The sequence below is a fragment of the Spirosoma sp. SC4-14 genome, assembly GCF_037201965.1.
Taxonomy (GTDB): domain Bacteria; phylum Bacteroidota; class Bacteroidia; order Cytophagales; family Spirosomataceae; genus Spirosoma.
Genome location: NZ_CP147518.1, coordinates 6,913,492 through 6,933,385 on the forward strand (window position 1 = coordinate 6,913,492; position 19,894 = coordinate 6,933,385).

Sequence of the window (19,894 nt, forward strand, 5' to 3'; positions counted from 1 at the left end):
TATGTTTTATCTTATAGCGGTTCGCGCGCTTTTAATTTTCTGAATAACAATTGGTACACACTTCGGATCTGGGCAATTGCAGATTGCAGGTTCCAGAATCACCGTCACATCTATATAACAGGTACCATTCGAACTATACAAACGGATTGTATAAGGCTGACTGGTGATTGGGTTCGGCAGATTCGTGAAGCTCACAGCACCCGCCGTTACCGTTAGGTTTGTTGGTGCGCCATACACCGGTCCATTTCCATAGGTGCTGCCCATTACAATATCGGCACGTTCGGCGTTTATCAGTCCTGTCAGATCAATGTGAGCATCATTGTTGGCTACTGCCCCTGTGCAAGTTGCCGTTACTGCCTGGGGAGGGCCCGCAGTTAGCGTCGGCATGGCATTTACAGTTACCGTTGTCGACGTTGTAGAGCTACAGCCGGTCGAAAGTACACAGGTTGCCGAGTAGGTTGTAGTTAAGGTTGGCGATACCACAACCGATACGGTTGCATCGCCCATAGACCACTGAATGGTTCCTCCATCGCAGCCACCAACCGTCAGCGTAGCCGACTGTCCGGCACAAACCGTTGCGGAGTTGATTGTCAGAACGGGCAATGGATTGACGGTAATGGTCGTGCTCGTCACATCGGAACATCCTTCGGCGCTGGTCACGGTTACTGAATAAACACCATCGGCCGATACCGTAATCGATGCAGTCTGTTCATTTGTCGACCAGACATAGGTTGCACCTCCACTAGCTGTCATCGTCGCACTTTCGCCCTGGCAGATGGTAGCGCTGCTAACCAGTATCGTAGCCGTTGGCAATGGGTTGACGGCAATGTCTCCGCTTGCAGAACCGGTACATCCGGCACCGCTGGTAGCTGTTACGGAATAAGTTCCGGCAACTGTACCAACGGCCATGTTCGACGAACCAATCTGAGTGATTCCCGCTGAGAACACATAGGTATCGAAGCCGGGCGTGGCGGTTAGCGTTGCCGACTGTCCCGCACAAATAGTAGCCGAACTCAATGCTACAACAGCAGCGGGATTCTCTGTAATAGTGGCGGTTGCGGTGCCCGAGCATCCAGCAGTGCTGATTGCCGTTACGGAATAGGTACCGGCGGTTACGGCTGTCGCCATATTGGGTTGCCCAACTAAAGGAGTCAGTCCGGTTGAGAAGATATAGGTATCGTATCCGGGTGTTGCCGTCAACACGGCCATCTGGCCTGTGCAAATCGTAGCAGACGTGAGTGTTACATTAACAACAGGACTAACCGAAATACTTCCCATAGCCGTTGCCGAACAGCCCGCACTACTAATTGCCGTTACGGAATAGGTACCTGCTGTTGTGCCTGTAGCCATGTTCGATGAACCAATCTGAACCAATCCAGATGAGAATACATAGGTATCAAAGCCTGTTGTTGCCGTCAATGTAGTGGATTGGCCCATGCAAATGGTAGCCGAAGTCATGGTCACTACTGGTAACGGATTCACTACCACGGTAGCTGATACGCTATTCATACAACCACTACCATTCACAACTGTTACAGAATAAGCAGTTGTGCTGGCTGGCGAAACCACTAACATCCCTGTTGTATTCACATCGCCAGTACTAAATGTATAGCTGCTGCCGCCCGTAGCGACCAACGTTGCTGATTCACCGGCACACACTGTGGCCGAGGTCATGGTGGCCGTTACGGAGGGGTTCACTGTCACCGTGCCGCTGGCCACTGCCGAACAACCCGCTCCTGAGGTTACCGTTACCGAATAGGCCGTCGTGCTGGTTGGCGACACCACTAGCAGCCCCGTCGTGTTGGTCAGCCCCGTTGAGAAGTGGTAGCTGCTACCACCACTGGCCGTCAGCGTCGCACTTACCCCCGAACAAATCGTCGCCGAGGTCATGGTGGCCGTTACGGAGGGATTCACTGTCACCGTACCACTGGCCACCGCCGAACAACCCGCTCCTGAACTCACCGTTACCGAATAGGCCGTCGTGCTGGTTGGCGAGACCACTAGCACACCCGTCGTGTTACTGGTGCCATTGGAGAAGACATAACTACTGCCGCCACTGGCCGTTAAGGTGGCCGACATGCCCGAACAAATCGTCGCCGAGGTCATGGTAGCCGTTACGGAGGGATTCACTGTCACCGTACCACTGGCCACCGCCGAACAACCCGCTCCTGAGGTTACTGTTACCGAATAGGCCGTCGTGCTGGTTGGCGAAACCACTAACATCCCTGTTGTATTCACATCGCCAGTACTAAATGTATAGCTGCTGCCGCCCGTAGCGACCAACGTTGCTGATTCACCGGCACACACTGTGGCCGAGGTCATGGTGGCCGTTACGGAGGGGTTCACTGTCACCGTGCCGCTGGCCACCGCCGAACAACCCGCTCCTGAGGTTACCGTTACCGAATAGGCCGTCGTGCTGGTTGGCGACACCACTAGCACACCCGTCGTGTTACTGGTGCCATTGGAGAAGACATAACTACTGCCGCCACTGGCCGTTAAGGTGGCCGACATGCCTGAACAAATCGTTGCCGAGGTTAGACTGCCTGTCACAAACGAGTTCACCGTCACCGTGCCGCTGGCCACCGCCGAACAACCCGCTCCTGAGGTTACCGTTACCGAATAGGCCGTCGTGCTGGTTGGCGAGACCACTAGCATACCCGTCGTGTTGGTCAGCCCCGTTGAGAAGTGGTAGCTGCTGCCGCCACTGGCCGTCAGCGTCGCACTTACCCCCGAACAAATCGTCGCCGAGGTCATGGTGGCCGTTACGGACGGATTGACTGTCACCGTACCACTGGCCACCGCCGAACAACCCGCTCCTGAGGTTACCGTTACCGAATAGGCCGTCGTGCTGGTTGGCGAGACCACTAGCATACCCGTCGTGTTGGTCAGCCCCGTTGAGAAGTGGTAGCTGCTGCCGCCACTGGCCGTCAGCGTCGCACTTACCCCCGAACAAATCGTCGCCGAGGTCATGGTGGCCGTTACGGACGGATTGACTGTCACCGTACCACTGGCCACCGCCGAACAACCCGCTCCTGAGGTTACCGTTACCGAATAGGCCGTCGTGCTGGTTGGCGACACCACTAGCACACCCGTCGTGTTACTGGTGCCATTGGAGAAGACATAACTACTGCCGCCACTGGCCGTTAAGGTGGCCGACATGCCTGAACAAATCGTCGCCGAGGTTATGGTGGCCGTTACGGAGGGGTTCACTGTCACTGTTCCACTGGCTACCGCCGAACAACCCGCTCCTGAGGTTACCGTTACCGAGTAAGCCGTCGTGCTGGTTGGCGACACCACTAGCATACCCGTCGTATTGGTCAGCCCCGTTGAGAAGTGGTAGCTGCTACCACCACTGGCCGTTAAGGTGGCCGACATGCCTGAACAAATCGTCGCCGAGGTCATGGTGGCCGTTACCGACGGATTGACTGTCACCGTACCACTGGCCACCGCCGAACAACCCGCTCCTGAGGTTACTGTTACCGAGTAAACTGTTGTATTGGTCGGCGAAACAGTTAATATGCCCGTCGTATTGCTAGTGCCATTGGAGAAGACATAACTGCTACCACCGCTAGCAGTTAAAGTAGCAGGAGTTCCGGCACAAATCGTTGTTGAGGTTAAAACTGCTGTAGGGTTTGTGTTAATCGTAATCGACCCTAAGCCTGTCCCCGACGCAACACCTGTACAACCCGCACTACTAACCGCCGTTACCGAATAGGTTCCAGCCGTTGTACCTGTGGCCATATTCGTTGTACCAATTCGCGTTAGTCCGGCAGAGAATGTGTAGCTGGCATACCCTGACGTTGCTACTAATGTTGCAGATGTACCAGCACAAATGGTAGCAGAAGAAAGAGATACAACGGGTAACGGGTTCACAGTAATAGTACCAGTTGCCGTACCGTAACAGCCTGCGGAATTGACGGCCGTTACGGTATATGTTCCCGTAGCCGTACCACTGGCCACATTGGACGCTCCTATCTGCGTTAAACCTGACGAGAAGGTATAGCTACTAAAGCCCGAAGTTGCCGTTAAGCTTACCGTTTGACCGGCACAAATGGTAGCCGAGGTTAAGGATAACGCTAATGGTGCACAGGCATAGCCAGCATCAAACGTAAAGTTATTTTCGCCGGAAGCGCCCAAGGTCAACGTAATGATCCCCGCGGCACTAGCATCAGAGTCGATCGCATCAGCATTAGTGCCGGTGGCCGAATTTGGTAGCGTACTAATGTTAAACGCACTAACACTGGTTGGGAAACTTAACGTATAGCTCCCTCCTGATGTCAATGTTAAGTTATAGACCGAACTGGATGTAGTTGTCCCCGTAGCTGTCGAAAAATAATATTCGCCATTCGTATCGGTTGTGGCCGTTGCCACTGTAGTTCCACCAGGCCCTGTCAATACTACCTGCACACCGGCCAGCCCCAGTTCACCAGGGTCCTGTATGCCATTGTTATTATTATCGCGCCAGACTCGGTTACCGATCTGAACCGCAGGCAGATCGCAGGCTAATTCAAGATCGCCCAGACCATTGGCTTTACCATACGTTGCTACGTCGCTACTTACATACACCTGCACACTCGTTGCGGGACTTCCCGACCCATCGGAGTTTTTAAACCGGCGAATACCGCCCGCATCAACACTATTAGTTGGGTCCATGACCACCGAAGCGACTTCACCCTTGCCCGGAAAAAGCGCCAGCCCGCCCCCAGCCATCTCCAGGTGATAGGGATTTGATGTATTGGGTAATGCAATAGCATCGCCATAATAGTATTCGCCACCACCCGGCCCCTGACTCGTGTTTGCTCCAGCCGTTGGTACACCATTACAAATCCGGGCATTATTTTCAATAGTCCATTGATTTACGCCCGTTGTACACTTGCCAGCCCTTAAAATATCACCCGGAGAAATGGCTCTATAAAGTGTCGAATTGTCGGAGGTACTCGTCCCATAGTTGTTATTGCCATACTGATCACCGAAGCGATCACGAATGGCCAAAATCATAGCCCCATCGACAGGATCGAACTCAATATCGGCCAGAATCGGCTGCGGATAACTGGCATTTGCCAAATCATTCCGTGCATATCGGTTTGGAATAAGCCCGGTCCCCGCCTGAACATTCGTCCACGGATACCAGCGGTCAGCCCGGCTTACACCAGTCTGGTCGTTATCCGACGCACCCTTCTGATAGGTTAAGGGAAATGTTAAAACCGTAGTGAAGTTGCCGGTCGATGGATTAAATTCGAACACAACGGCTTTCATACCCGTTGTGTCGCGGGCTCTCATTGCGGTGCTACCACCGGTCGAACCTGTCCCATAACTTAATGTTGTCGACACGGCTTCATTGGTCGTAACCCCACCTATATAGACTTTATCACGATAATATTTTAAGGCAAATGGGCGAAATACACTACCAGAGGTCTGACTAACTGCTGGCAAGGTATAGCTGGTAGGTGTGCCCGCGGTTGGGTTCGCACTGGTTGGATTGATAATGGGGATTTTATACAGAGACCGATCGCCAAGGTTAACAACATACAGCTCCGTGCCATCATCCGATATTTCCAAATCGCCCAGACCAGCTTTACCTACCTGATCAAAAGAAGTTTCATCGTGGTTCAAAGCAGTTAACGCATTCGGAAGGCCACGGCCTGAGTTCGTACCAACAACTGTTGTTCCGCCGATTGAAGGTGCCGAAACGGCAGATACGGCCGTTGGAAGTGTTGTAAATGCAGCATGGGTAAAGGTAGTACCAGAGGGCTTTGAGATATAAATAGCTCCGGCACCACTTGGCCCTAATCCAGAATGCCGTTTTACGAAAGCAGAGGTATAAATAAACTTAGTAGCTCGCTGGTAAGCCACCCCATAAACCGTTCCGATCTGATTGTTTAGTCCGGCTGCTGACTCCTGCGTCGTATTGCTAGTGCCACTGCTGGTAGCACTATAAGGAAGTGTAACCAGCACACCGGCTGTGCTCGATGTTCCGGTGCCCGTTGAGTTACCATTTACGTAACAGGGTAAAATAAACGTAGGGCTAGCCTGGCAATAATCGGCCGGATCGTTAATACCGAAGTTAGCGGTAGTAGTTGGAGCCGTAACAAACTGAATCGACGTAGCGCTATTTGTCCCTTTGGGCCCGTCATAGGTACCGGTTGGCAGGTTGACAAACTCAAGCCGGTATATGGTACCAGACGTTACCCCTGTAAACGAGTAAGTACCTGCCGCTGTACCCGTAGCCGAACTAGTAGTAGTTGTTGCCACTAAGCCAGTACTACTATACAAGTTGACTGTTACTCCACCGACCCCTATTTCTCCGGCCAGGGGAGCAGCCGTCGAGTAGCTACGGACACCATCTTCATTAAAGTCCCGATAGACCGTCCCTGATATCTGGGCGAATACCGATTGGCATAAGACTGTAAAAAGAATTAGAAAGCCAGTGATCCGAGAAAAAAACAATAGATGGCACCTTACAGTACCAGGTATCTTTTCACTATGGCACGAGTAAACGTCTTCTTGCATATAAGTAACATTTAAGCCAAAATCAATTGGAGAATCGACCCCTAAACCCATCAGGATGTTATCTGGATCTATTTGCTCTAAATGAAGGCAGCACAACTACGCTACTAAGCAGACAAACAAGGTGCCAATGTTTATCACATATAAAATAAAGTATCCTTTTTCGAATCTGTAAGTCAATAAAAAGTATATATAGAGACACCAATTTAGTATGTACCCTAATCAAGTTTGTAAAACACTTGCAATTAGCAAATAAGGAGCAACCGCATATACTAATAAATTAATTTACAAGCAGTTAATAGATTAAATTTTACAAAATTTTCCACTAAAATATACTCTACAGAGTAAGTAAAGTATATTTACTACTAACCAAAAAGTATATTCAGGTTAAATTTTAATAAGAGACAAAAAATATTTTTTAGTTCATATTTTATATAGATAAAGTTATATCAAAAATGCCTAATTAGTCGTGCCTACTAATAGTGTGCCAAAGTTGCATTTGATTACAAATTATTGCTCGTTAAGCGTATAATAAGCCATATACATTCGTTTACCAAATTGCCACTGAAGCCATCTGCTAGTCGTAGCTATACTGGAATAGAAGTTTTCCCACCCGCTAAATCTCCGATTGAGTTTGTTGTTTCTGTTCGTATATTTGAGACCAGTAGCTATACCGAAACGATCATAAGTTTTACTCTTTAGCTCGCTTTCAGTAGCTTACTTTTTTTCCCGCCGGAACCTCTTTTTATCGCTTGCAGGCCTTTTCTGGCCAATTTTTATCGTTACGCTGACCCTTTTGCTGTTGCTGTATCATGAAAGTTTCGCCTTCCCAACCTTTCCAAATCGTTTACTCGCTGCTAGAACATGAATTCCTGGGCTATCTCATCGAAGCATTTGTAGTACAGTTGAATGGCCGGGGCGAACTGACTCTACTCAACCAAACCCTTTCGACCCAAAACGTTGCTGAATTTTCTCAGGAATTAGATAAACGAGATTTCGAACTGGTGCGGCTCATCGAAAGTATTCAGCAGGACACTATCGTTAAAAAATTCAATAACCGTAAACTTCCGGCTGTCGATTTCTTTCTCAAAATCTACGATCCGCACAAAGGCGATAAACTAATCCAGGAAGCAATCTGTGGCTACCTCGAAAATATTAAGGCACAGATTATGGCACTGTTGCCCGGTAAGCCTTTCTATATTATGGGAAATGATGGTAACCCAGCCTGGGCAACCATCGAATGGATGCCCGAACCAGCCAAAATCCATTTCCACTTTGTTCGTAATGCCGATTCAACGCATTATTTCCCAATTATCCGCTACCCCGTTGGCGACAGTGGCGAAACCGAACGTGTGGAGTTTCAGTCGAAAGGCGCCTTGATGATCTGCGATGAACCAGCTTATATGATGGTCAATAATCGCGTCTATCATTTCAGCAAAAACGTCGATGGAAAAAAAATTCGGCCGTTCTTCTCCAAAAACCACATCGTTATCCCCAAAAATATTGAACAACAGTATTATGAGCGGTTTGTAACACAGCTCATAGCGGCCTATGACGTATATGCCAAGGGGTTCGAAATTAGGGCTGAAGCCATGGAACCAGTACCTGTTTTGACTGTATCGGAAATGGTTACCTCGAGTCGAACGGTTTCGGTAGGTTTACTCAACGATTCGCCCGAGCCCGACGAAGAATCAGGGCAACGAATCGCATTCGATCTGTCGTTTCAATACGGCGATTTCACGTTCCGCTTCGATAGCTTTGGACCATCGGCCAATGTCAGTCTGGAAAAAAAAGGAGAAGACTACATCTTTCATAAAATCCGTCGCGACCAACGGCTGGAACGTCAGAAGCTGGCCTTTCTGCGAGAATCGGGCCTCGATCTCCGGCATGGTCGCCTGGCCATTCCCAAATCGGAAGCATTCACCTGGCTGGCCGACAATACCCTTAACCTTCACGAAGCTGGTTTTCTGTTACGACAGAATGCGCAGGATAGCAAACGATACTTTCTCGGCTATTCAAGCATTAGTGTGTCGATTGAAGAAGGTCGCGACTGGTTCGATATTTATGCCAATGTTCGCTTTGGCGAGTTTGAGATTCCTTTCCTGAAACTACGGACGCTCATTCTTAACAAAAAGCATGAGTTTACCCTCCCGAATGGCGAAATAGCCGTCATTCCGGAAGTCTGGTTTGTCAAATATTCCGAATTGTTCGGATTTATCGAACAGCCCGACAGCATCGACCCTCGTGATGCCGACCGGCTCGTTCTACAAAAACATCACCTGGCCCTGGTGCAGGAACTGGAACGCGACAACCTGGCCACAACCGTCATGAGCCGGAAACTCGAACGGCTCCGCGATTTCGAAGAAATTGAGTCCTTTGCTATTCCGAAAGCATTTAGAGGTACGCTCCGCCCATATCAGCAGGCTGGCTACGACTGGATGAATTTTCTACGGCAATACCGATTTGGCGGTTGCCTGGCCGACGACATGGGGTTGGGAAAGACGGTTATGACACTGGCCATGTTGCAGGGACAAAAAGAAGCGGGTGCCATGGAACCATCGTTGTTGGTAATGCCAACTTCGCTGCTCTATAACTGGGAACTCGAAGCCCGAAAATTTACGCCCGACCTCCGCGTTATGGTCTATACGGGTACTTATCGGGAAAAAAATACGGCTCAATTTGATGAGTATGATCTGATTCTTACTTCTTACGGCATTGTGCGGATTGATATTGATTTGTTGAGTGACTACCGCTTTAACTATATCATCCTGGACGAGTCGCAGGCGATAAAAAACCCGTCGTCGCACATCACCAAAGCGGTTATGCAACTCAATGCCGCGAATCGCCTGATTCTGACGGGAACACCGCTCGAAAACAGTACCATGGACCTCTGGTCTCAGATGTCGTTCATTAATCCGGGTTTGCTGGGCAGCCAGTCGTTTTTTCGGAACGAATTTCTGATTCCCATCGAAAAACGACACGATGAAACCAAAACCGCACGGTTGTATAGTCTCATCAAACCGTTTATGCTCCGGCGAAACAAGGCCCAGGTAGCAACCGACCTTCCCGAAAAGGTCGAGAGTATCCTGTATTCAGAAATGACGCCCGATCAGGAAAAACAATATGAAGAAGCGAAATCGTTTTATCGCAATCTGATTCTGGAGCGGATCGAAGAAGATGGCATGGCCAAATCGCAGATGATCGTGTTGCAGGGTCTGACCAAACTTCGGCAAATTGCCAACCATCCGCGCATGGTAGACGATGAGTATGAAGGTGACTCCGGTAAGCTCTCCGACGTTCTGCTCCGGTTGGAAACAGCCATGATAGAGCATCACAAAGTGCTGGTATTTAGCCAGTTTATCAAACACCTGAATGTGGTTCGGCAATATCTGCGGGAAAAGAACATCAAATATGCCTATCTGGATGGCTCCACGCAGGATCGACAAAGCCAGGTCGAACTATTTCAGACCGACGATTCAGTAAAGCTATTTCTGATTTCGCTCAAGGCCGGTGGTTTAGGCCATAACCTGACGGCAGCCGATTATGTGTTTATTCTGGACCCCTGGTGGAATCCTGCCATTGAAGCACAGGCCGTAGACCGCGCCCATCGGATAGGCCAGCAAAAGACCGTGTTTACGTATAAGTTTATTGCCAAAAACACCGTTGAGGAAAAAATTCTTTCGCTGCAGCGCGCCAAACAGCAACTGGCTGGCAGTCTGATTGCTACCGAAGAAAACTTCATGAAATCACTCACCAAGGAAGATATTATGGTGTTACTCGAATAAGCAGCAAAACGATTCAGGAGTTTTTTGGGAAGATATGCGCTGGTGATCGTTATTATGCCAGTACACTATCATTCACCTAAAAAACTCAACGTATGAACGTTAAAAGCACATTCGGAATCATTTTAACGCTGGTCGGGCTGGCAGGTCTGATTTATGGTGGCATCGACTTTACAAAAGGCGGTGTTGCTCAGGCGTCTTTTGTGTATGTAATTATCGGCGCTGTTTTTTTCTTTTCCGGCGTTAGTTTACTCCGAAGTACCAAATCGTAGTGCAAAAGCCACAGGAGAGCAGCGGTCAGTTGTGTTCTCTGCTCTCCTGCGGTAGCTATCGTAAATAGACCCCAAGGGTTTGTTCGTCGCTAAGCACTACATCAACATGGTCGGTTAAGGTTGTGCTCAATTCATAGCCTTTATAATCGGCCGCAACCGGATAGCGAGGGTAATTTCGATCGATCAGTACGGCAACCTGTAGTTTCCGTACGGGCACGTTTAGAAAAGGCTGTAGACTAAACGCAAGCGTCCGTCCCGTATACAGCACATCATCGATAACAATAACCACCTTATTGGTATAATCGAGATCTGCCCGGTCGGGTTCTACCGTTGGTTGCGACGGTTGTGTCTTATCGAGGTTGAGCTGCATGATTTCTACAGCAAAGGGGGCAATTCGCTGCAATTCGTTGGCCAATGCTTTCGCCAGTACGAACCCCTCGCCCGTAATTCCGGCCAGCAGCAGCGCCGTTTCCTCAAAATTATTTTCGTAAATCTGAAAAGCAATCCGTCGAATTTTCTGTCGAATTTGCTCTGCATTCAGAATAAGTGTTGGCTGAGCGGTTTTCATAAAGCCAGTAATATACGATTGAAGGCGCAAAGATGAGAAAAGTCAGCAAGCCAACGAAAAAAGTTAATTGGCATGGCTAATTTATCATCGCTGGACTAATGATTTTGGCATAGTTTTCGCCAAGGTAGGGACATACTCTCCTGCTTTTTAAAACATGAATTTCCTTACCACACTCGTCCTGCTACTTAATCTGAGTCTCCCCCCTGTCAAGAAAACATCCGATTCGGAAGTTATTCAAACCGTACAGACGTCATTGCGGAAAGGAAACGCCGGGCTACTGTCGGCGCGATTCAACAAAACAATTGAATTGGTTATCGATGCCGAACATGTAGACTTTTCGTCGGTAGAAGCTACCCATGCCGAACTTATACTCCGTTCCTTTTTCAGAAAATACCCTCCCCACAACTTTCAGTTCGTTTATCGGGGTGCTTCCGACAAACTTCGCTACAGCACTGGCATCTACAGCACCGAAGGCCGTACTTTTGCCGTATATATACTGATGCGGCAGACAGCCGACCGGAATTATGTGATCAATGCGCTGCATTTCAGAAAAGAGTAACTCCGAATGACCAATGTATTGTAGAAATACCTGTATCAGACAAGCTAAATCGCTGTATCTTTGTGCTTCATTTTGACGCTTGGCCGTTGGCAGTACTATGATTGTTAAAACTAAAAAATACGCATTAGACCAGAAAACGTACATTAATATCGCGTTGCGGCAGTGGATAAGAGATAACTGGAAGTGGGGATTTTTGCCATTGGGTCTTATTATTCTGAATGTTGTGCTAAGCCTGACAGGCATTTACCCAAATTACTGGATTTATATTGTTGTTGTGCTGCTAACCATTCTGTATGCCCTTTTCTGGGCCGTTCAGATTACGGGTATTGCGCAAATGGAGCAGAGTAAGGCTCTTTTTCAGAAGTACATCTACGAGATCGACAGCCGCCAGATTCTAATGCGCATTAACGTAAAAGAAGGCGGTATACTGAAATGGGATCAGATCAGTGAGGTTTCGAAAGAGAAAGAAGCGTATCTTCTCTTTCTGAACAATACCGAAGCATTAAAAAACGTAAAGGCCAACTGGATTGCCAAAACCGTAACCAAAGGACTGGCGAAGGCTCAGTTTATTTACTTACCCTATTCCATTTTCAACAGCGAGCACGACCTGCGGTTTATGGATGCCATTCTTCGGCGGAAAGGATACCTGCCCGAAAGCGCAGTACCAGCCGAAGCGGTGAAGTAGACACTCACTATTCACTATTGCCATTAGGGCAGTTAAGACCAGAAGCCCCCCAAAGTGCTTCGTCTTAACTGCCCTTTTTTAGTATATTTGGTAAAATATCAACCACCTATGCAGGCTATTACACTGACCATACCGCCCAATCTGAACGTCTTTTCGGATGATGAACTGTATGCGTTCTGTTTAGCGAATCCCGAATTGCGTATAGAGCGTGATGAAACAGGCCACATTATTGTTATGCCTCCCACTGGATTAGAAAGCAGTTTTACAAGTGGCGAACTTTTTGGAGAAGTCCGCAATTGGAATCGTCAAACTAAAGCAGGTCGCACATCAGAATCAAATGGCGGTTATACCCTGCCAGATTCGTCAATGCGAGTGCCCGATGTCGGCTGGGTGAGCAAAGAGCGGCTCATGAGCGTAACATCCGAAGAATTAAAAAAATTTGCCCATGTTTGCCCTGACTTCGTTATTGAGGTCCGATCCGAATCAGACAATTTAAAAGAACTGCAGGCAAAAATGCAAAAATGGGTTCAGAACGGCGTGAGGCTCGGCTGGCTAGTTGACCCACAAACTCAGGCAACAACTATTTATCGACCAGGGATAGAGCCCGAAACAAAACTATTCACTGAAACGCTTTCAGGCGAAAACGTGCTTCTTGGCTTTACACTAAACATACAGGAAGTTTTAACTTACTGACGAAACTGCCTCAAAAACGGAGAAAGGATATAGCGAGGCTATATCCTTTCTCCGTTTTTTGTTCATTCCAGGCAAAGGCAATCTGGCTTACTTTGCCTGATTCGTAAAGTCAACAACGGTTAGTTCACTGATCCAGGGGCCAACCACTTTACCGAACTCTTTATGGGCCGGATGGGGCAGATAGGCGTCCCGGTCTTTCTCTGAATCGAATGTTAGAATGAATGCGTGGGTCAGGCCATGCGCATGGTTTTCGGGGCTGTTGTTTGTTCCCCATTCAAACCCTTTAATTTCTTTGATTTTCGAAGGAAGCGCTTCAAACGCGGCTACAATTTCTTTAACCTTTTCGGGCGTAGTTTCGGGTTTAAATTTAAAGAGCACAATGTGCTTCACAACATTGTTTTTCATGGATTTTACGGGCGGATCGCCATTAAGCGTGTGAGCATACGTAGTGACCGAGAGCAAAACCAGAGCCACAAGAGTAAGAATATGTTTCATCTGCATAAAAAGCACCCCAACCCCAAAGGGGGCGTTTGGAAACCAGCATTCATGCCTTGAGGAGCTTGTGCCAGCATGAAGGTTTCATAAATCTATAGCGTTTAGGAACAAAGAAAATAAAAGTGATACCCTACTATACGTCTGAACCGCCAGGCGGCCTGGCGGTTCAGACTAATTCAGATTACTTCGACAGCTTCGCCTTCAGGTTTTCGTTCAGCGCTTCGAGGAAATCTTCGGTATAGAGGTAGTGCTCGCCAGCAACCAGATTCTTCACATCCGGGAACGCCGAAATAGCCAGGTCTTTCGTCATTTTGCCGCTTTCTACGGTTTCTACGCAAACGGCTTCGAGCGCATTGGCAAAATCGATCAGTTCCTGATTGCCATCCAGTTTACCCCGGAACGCCAGACCACGTGTCCAGGCATAGATTGAAGCAATTGGGTTGGTCGATGTTTTGTTACCTTTCTGGTATTCGCGGTAGTGACGTGTAACGGTTCCGTGAGCCGCTTCGGCCTCCATCGTGTTACCGTCGGGCGTTAGCAGTACCGACGTCATCAAACCCAGCGAACCAAAGCCCTGGGCAACTGTATCCGACTGAACGTCGCCGTCGTAGTTCTTACACGCCCATACGAAGTTACCTTCCCACTTCAGCGCCGAAGCCACCATGTCGTCGATCAGGCGGTGTTCGTAGTGAACCTGGCCTTTGAACTCGGTATCGTAAATTTCCTGGAAGATGTCTTTGAAACGCCCGTCGTATTTTTTCAGGATCGTATTTTTGGTCGACAGATACAACGGCCAGCCTTTTTGCAGGGCTACATTAAAGCACGAACGCGCAAAGCCTTTGATCGACTCATCGACGTTGTACATACCCATTGCCACACCCGGACCTTTGAAGTTGAACACTTCATATTCCTGCACGGTGCCGTCTTCGCCTTCGAACTTCATGGTCAGTTTACCTTTGCCGGGCACCACAAAATCGGTAGCGCGATACTGATCACCAAAGGCATGACGACCGACAATGATTGGTGCTTTCCAGTTCACGACCAGCCGTGGCACATTGCTCATCACGATTGGCTCCCGGAAAACCGTACCGTCCAGAATGTTCCGAATGGTGCCGTTTGGCGATTTCCACATCTGTTTCAGACCGAACTCTTCAACGCGTGCTTCGTCGGGGGTGATGGTGGCACATTTGATACCAACACCGTACTCTTTAATGGCATTGGCCGCGTCGATCGTTACCTGATCATTGGTCTCGTCGCGGTATTCGATGCCGAGGTCATAATATTTAATGTCAACATCAACGTAGGGCAGAATCAGCTTGTCTTTGATGAATTTCCAGATGATGCGGGTCATTTCGTCGCCATCCAGTTCGACAACCGGATTCGCTACCTTAATTTTTTCCATTGGACTTGGGTATATAAACGATTGAAAACGATACAAAAACTGGCCGCCCCGCGACCCGGCGCAAAAGTAGTGAATTAGGGACAACAGGTGAAATATAGACTGCGTCCTTTTGCTGGTCACGGCATTTGTTTATCAAGTACAAGCCATTTTTCATAGCTTGGTACACTTATTATCAAAAAATGTACTAGTGTCAGAATTTTATGATTCATCCACCATGCAACCTTTCAAACGAATACTTACTAGTTTCTTTTTGCTCTATGGCCTTTCTCATTATGCCTATTCACAATTATTTTTTACGGATGGCTACATCGTACTGGCTTCCGGCGATACCATTGCAGGGCAGGTTCGGGAACGCAGCAATCAGCTAATCGAATTCCGGCCTGGGCAGTCGGCCAGTGCGCAACCTTATTCCCCCCAACAACTCATCAGCTATTATTCGGATGGTACGAACCGTGTGAGTGTTCGGATCACCGAAGAAGGGAAAGTATCTACGTATTTTATGCGTGAGCAAGTCGATGGCTACATTGGCCTCTATAGCTTACAAAAAGCAGAAAATCACTTGACTCATGCCATTCGTTTACCCGATAAAACATTCGTGCCATTGCGCGGAAACCTGTCATTACTCATGTTAGCCAGGCATCTGACAGAATGCTCAGACCCTAAATTCAAACAATTACTAAATCCTCAGACTTTTTATATTGCTACCAGTAAACTTGAACGTATCATCAAAGCCTATAATGAATGCGTCAGGCCAGCGCAATCGGTGCCTCGACAAAGAAAGGTTTTTCGCTATGAAGCCGGCATATCGGTTAGTGCTGTTGAAAACAGTTGGGTATATGGCCACACGGATAAGCTAAACACAGTCTATTACAACCCTTTCGGAAAATTTAGCTCAATGTATGCAGTAGCCCTGGGAGGCTTTTTTACAGTTGCACCCCAAAAACGGCTCTCACCAGGCATAGAACTGTTAGCCAGTTGGTATAAAGGAAGTCGCTCAGTTCCTCTTACTAACCCACTCGACCCTACAGCACAAGGCAATCGGCTGTATACATTCAATGAAACTTATATTGCCTTGCCCATTACAGCCCGTTATATATGCATTAATAAAGCTATCCGCTGGTATTTAAAAGCCGGAATTGTGCCTACCTTATCAACATCGGTACATGGTAAGTACTCCGATACTAACCTGAACCTACATAATGACGATATTCCTATCCTGAATAAAACAAACATTGGCATTGGCTATATAGCCGGTATAGGATTAGATTTCACCTTAAAAAAGAAACGTCATTTTTATTTTGAACTTCGCACAATGCCTCATTTAGTACTGGATGGCGTAACCCGTACGGCGACCTCACGATCCTTTCAGGCCACCCTACATATTCCACTTGCCAAGCATAAATAAAGCTGGCGATTTTTTGTAGTAAATAATTTACCACATCAATATTTTGCCGTATTTTTATGAGGTACTACCCAATCATACCCTATAAAATTTGGCATTCCCAATGAAAAACTGTACAAAATTAGTAGTTGCTCTACTCCTGCTTCCTGCCTTACTTTTTGGGCAGTCGAAAAAAGCAGCCAAGTCGGGCGACAAAATCGAAAAACTAAAGCAGGAGGCCGTTGCATCGGTTGAAGCCAACAAAGATATGGCGCAGCAAATCAACGACATGCTGTTCAGCTTTGCCGAACTGGGTTTCCAGGAAGAGGAGTCATTTAAATACCTGACGGGCCTGCTCGAAAAAGAAGGATTTACTGTACAGAAAGGAATAGCCGGTATTCCAACTGCATGGATCGCCACCTGGGGATCGGGTAAACCACTCATCGCCATCGGTTCCGATATCGACTGTATTCCGAAAGCCAGCCAGAAACCCGGCGTGGCCTACAAAGACCCAATCGTTGACGGGGCCCCTGGCCACGGCGAAGGACACAACTCCGGTCAGGCACTGAACATTGTGGCGGTGCTGGCGGTGAAAAAACTGATGGAACGCGAAAAAATTCCCGGCACGCTCATGCTATGGCCAGGTGTTGCCGAAGAACTTGTTGGTACCAAAGCGTTCTATGTACGTGATGGCTATTTCAAAAATGTAGATGCCTGTATTTTCACTCACGTTGGCAATAACCTGGGCGTATCGTGGGGCGACAATGGGAACAATGGCCTGGTTTCTGTAAAATTCAACTTCGAAGGACAGGCAGCCCACGCAGCCGGTGCGCCCTGGCGCGGACGAAGTGCGCTGGATGCTGTAGAGCTGATGAACGTCGGCTGGAACTTCCGTCGCGAACACCTCGAATTAACGCAGCGCTCGCACTACGTCGTATCGGACGGTGGCGACCAACCCAACGTAGTACCATCGAAAGCCTCCGTTTGGTACTACTTCCGCGAGCGGACCTATCCTAAAATCAAGAAACTCTTCGAAACGGGCGTGAAAATTGCCGAAGGTGCTGCCATGATGACCGATACGAAGGTTAGCTACGAAATTCTGGGCTCGGCCTGGCCCGTCCATACCAATCGGGTTATTGCAGCGGCAGCCTACGAAAACATCAAGAAAGTAGGGTTGCCAACCTGGACAGAAGAAGATCAGTTGCTGGCCCGAGCTTCGCAGATTGAATTGCAGGCTCCCCGAATCAATGGCTTAGCTACAAAGCTGGACTCGATGGGAATGCCAACATCATCGGCTCCGGTGGTTATGATGGGTGGTCAGGCCATGACACCAATGGGGGGTGGTTCCGACGATATTGCCGACATTTCGTGGTCGCTGCCAACCATTGTGCTGCGCTATCCGAGCAATATTCCGGGCTTACCGGGCCACCACTGGGCCAATGCTATTTCGATGGCAACGCCTATTGCTCACAAAGGCGTTGTGTATGGCGCCAAAGCCGAAGCCATGACGCTGATCGATCTGCTGATGAAACCCGAAATTATTAAAGAAGCCTGGGTGTATTACAAAGATGAGCAGACAAAAGATATTAAGTATGAGCCGTTGATTTCGCCAAAAGAACAGCCAGCCATCTACCTGAACAAAAAAATAATGACTGAGTTCAAGCCGAAGCTGGAGCCATTCTACTACGATCCGTCGAAGTATAAAACCTATCTGGAACAGTTAGGCATCACCTACCCAACCGTTCGCGACGATCAGCGGGAAGCCGTTAAGAAACAACTCGAAAAGGATAAATCGTCGGCCGCTAAAGTATCATCGTCGCGTACCGAATAATACGGCAAACACCCGGTTTACTGCATTTTCCCTTTATCAAAAGCGATGGACTATCCATCGCTTTTTTGTTGCTGGTTACTGTATCATTCGAAACATACTTGTTCGAATCAGTGCGATTTGACGGTTGAGGATCGTCTCCGCCTGCGCCCAACCGCTAACGCAAACAGTTTTTCAGAATCAGAATAGCAGGTCAGTAGATAAGTATAGTTGGAAAACGAAAAGGGGCCTGATATTTTTGACTAATTCGTTTTTCCGATGATCTTATGGCTCATACCTCCTTTAGCCGTTACGCATTATGGGCAGTGATTGGCCTGCTGATTGCCAGTTGCACGCGCGATTATCCTTCAACGGCGCCATATACTCCGCCTTCCAACCCAAACGACCCGAGCGTAGACCCCGCCAAATATCCGCTTCCCGCCGAAAAACGACTGTATATCTCAAACGATAAAGTCAAGCTGGGCATCGACCTGAATATGGGGGGCGCCATGACCTACCTGTCGGAAGCGAACAGTTCCGTAAACATGATTAACAATTATGACCTTGGCCGCCAGCTTCAGACCTCACTCTATGCCGGGCCCTACCCGTACTCGGTAAACGGCAAAGATCCCGTTTATAACTGGCGAAATCTGGGCTGGAATCCCGTTCAGACCGGCGATTACTATAACCATCCAGGGCGTATTGTCAGTTATCAGCAGACGCAAAATCAGCTTTATGTAAAAAGCGTACCGCTGATCTGGCCTCTTTTCGACGAGCCCGCCGACTGTATAATGGAACACTGGATGACCTTAAAAGATAACACCGTTCATGTTCGCAGCCGCACTACGGTTATCCGACGGGATACAACTCAATATGAAGCCCGAACGCAGGAAACGCCCTGTATCAATGTCAATGCGCCCTGGTATCGCCTGGTTTCTTACGTTGGTATGCAGCCTTTTACGAACGCTGCCGTCTCCGAAAACACCAACGTTGAAGCGACTCCTCGTTACGGAACCGAAAACTGGGTGGCCATTCTCAATGCTCAGGGCAGAGGGCTGGGACTTTATAAACCCAGCGAATTTCGGTTTCAAACCAATGGGTATCCGGCCGCAAAACGGATTGGGGGCGAATTTGATATTGAGAGCAACTATATGAACAGCAGCCCATTTCTTCTGATCGACTACAATGGGCAATATGAGTACGAATACACGCTTATACTGGGGTCTTTAGACGACATTCGGCAGTTTGCATACAGCCAGCCAAGGCCCGCTACGGTGCCTAACTATCGGTTTACCAACGACCGATTAGGTTGGTACTACTACAACGCCCGGGATACAGGCTGGCCCATTCAAAACGAGCTGGCTGTTCGCTGGCAACGATTCGACACCACCAAAGCCAATTTCCGGGTTAGTAGTCCACTGGTTTTCTGGCGAGCAACCGATTTGCCGAAAATCTATATTCAGGCAGCTTTTACGACCAGAGCGACCCAGGCCAGGCTAGTCTGGCGACGGCCGGATGATATCGATTTCTACGACATACCCGAGCGTTATATCGATTTCCCCATTATTGGCGACGGGCAGTTTCGAACCTATGAAGTTACACTAGGAGGCCAAACCGGCTGGGAGGGCGTTATCAATCAGATTTGCCTGCTCAATCCGCAGAATAATCTGGAACAAGGCTCAATGATGCGATTACGAAGTATTACGGCCACACGGCCCTAAAAACAAAAAGGGTAGTTGATTA

At 48.4% G+C, this 19,894-nt stretch carries 12 protein-coding genes; 8 read left to right on the top strand and 4 right to left on the bottom strand.

All coding sequences use genetic code 11. The features are described from left to right. Nucleotides 1–6 precede the first annotated feature (6 nt). Nucleotides 7–6,561, bottom strand: a complete 6,555-nt coding sequence (locus WBJ53_RS28520; RefSeq protein ID WP_338872656.1) for an SdrD B-like domain-containing protein — start codon at nt 6,559–6,561, stop codon at nt 7–9. Between the two features lie 758 nt (nt 6,562–7,319). Here WBJ53_RS28520 and WBJ53_RS28525 point away from each other — a divergent pair. Next, entirely contained in the window at nt 7,320–10,292 is a 2,973-nt protein-coding gene (locus WBJ53_RS28525; RefSeq protein ID WP_338872658.1) for a DEAD/DEAH box helicase, read from the top strand. Between the two features lie 92 nt (nt 10,293–10,384). Next, a complete protein-coding gene (locus WBJ53_RS28530; protein WP_338872660.1) occupies nt 10,385–10,561 on the top strand; it encodes a hypothetical protein in 177 nt (58 codons plus the stop codon). A gap of 55 nt (nt 10,562–10,616) precedes the next feature. On the opposite strand, the gene WBJ53_RS28535 is transcribed toward WBJ53_RS28530, so the two are convergent. Next, on the bottom strand, nt 10,617–11,129 hold the full coding sequence (locus WBJ53_RS28535) for a phosphoribosyltransferase family protein (RefSeq protein ID WP_338872662.1): 513 nt from the start codon (nt 11,127–11,129) through the stop codon (nt 10,617–10,619). Between the two features lie 154 nt (nt 11,130–11,283). Between WBJ53_RS28535 and WBJ53_RS28540 the strand changes: the two genes are divergently transcribed. The 3 genes from WBJ53_RS28540 to WBJ53_RS28550 all read left to right on the top strand — a co-directional run bounded on the left by WBJ53_RS28540 (nt 11,284) and on the right by WBJ53_RS28550 (nt 13,066). Further along, the gene (locus tag WBJ53_RS28540) at nt 11,284–11,688 is read left to right on the top strand and encodes a DUF4783 domain-containing protein (protein ID WP_338872664.1); all 405 of its coding nucleotides are present in this window, start codon (nt 11,284–11,286) and stop codon (nt 11,686–11,688) included. A 97-nt stretch (nt 11,689–11,785) separates the two neighbouring features. Continuing rightward, on the top strand, nt 11,786–12,373 hold the full coding sequence (locus tag WBJ53_RS28545; protein WP_338872666.1) for a YcxB family protein: 588 nt from the start codon (nt 11,786–11,788) through the stop codon (nt 12,371–12,373). Nucleotides 12,374–12,481: 108 nt separating this feature from the next. Further along, complete coding sequence (locus tag WBJ53_RS28550) at nt 12,482–13,066, top strand: Uma2 family endonuclease (protein ID WP_338872668.1); 585 nt, start codon at nt 12,482–12,484, stop codon at nt 13,064–13,066. Nucleotides 13,067–13,153: 87 nt separating this feature from the next. Here the strand turns inward: WBJ53_RS28550 and WBJ53_RS28555 are convergent, their stop codons facing one another. Both WBJ53_RS28555 and WBJ53_RS28560 read right to left on the bottom strand, forming a co-directional pair. Beyond that, a complete protein-coding gene (locus tag WBJ53_RS28555) occupies nt 13,154–13,561 on the bottom strand; it encodes a Dabb family protein (RefSeq protein ID WP_338872670.1) in 408 nt (135 codons plus the stop codon). Nucleotides 13,562–13,742: 181 nt separating this feature from the next. Further along, the gene (locus tag WBJ53_RS28560) at nt 13,743–14,963 is read right to left on the bottom strand and encodes an NADP-dependent isocitrate dehydrogenase (protein ID WP_338872672.1); all 1,221 of its coding nucleotides are present in this window, start codon (nt 14,961–14,963) and stop codon (nt 13,743–13,745) included. A gap of 214 nt (nt 14,964–15,177) precedes the next feature. Between WBJ53_RS28560 and WBJ53_RS28565 the strand changes: the two genes are divergently transcribed. The 3 genes from WBJ53_RS28565 (at nt 15,178) to WBJ53_RS28575 (ending at nt 19,872) form a co-directional block, all read left to right on the top strand. After that, nucleotides 15,178–16,368, top strand: a complete 1,191-nt coding sequence (locus WBJ53_RS28565) for an outer membrane beta-barrel protein (RefSeq protein ID WP_338872674.1) — start codon at nt 15,178–15,180, stop codon at nt 16,366–16,368. Between the two features lie 100 nt (nt 16,369–16,468). Continuing rightward, nucleotides 16,469–18,175, top strand: coding sequence for an amidohydrolase (locus WBJ53_RS28570; RefSeq protein WP_338872676.1), 1,707 nt, complete (start codon nt 16,469–16,471; stop codon nt 18,173–18,175). Between the two features lie 263 nt (nt 18,176–18,438). After that, a complete protein-coding gene (locus WBJ53_RS28575; protein ID WP_338872678.1) occupies nt 18,439–19,872 on the top strand; it encodes a hypothetical protein in 1,434 nt (477 codons plus the stop codon). The last annotated feature ends 22 nt before the right edge of the window (nt 19,873–19,894 follow it).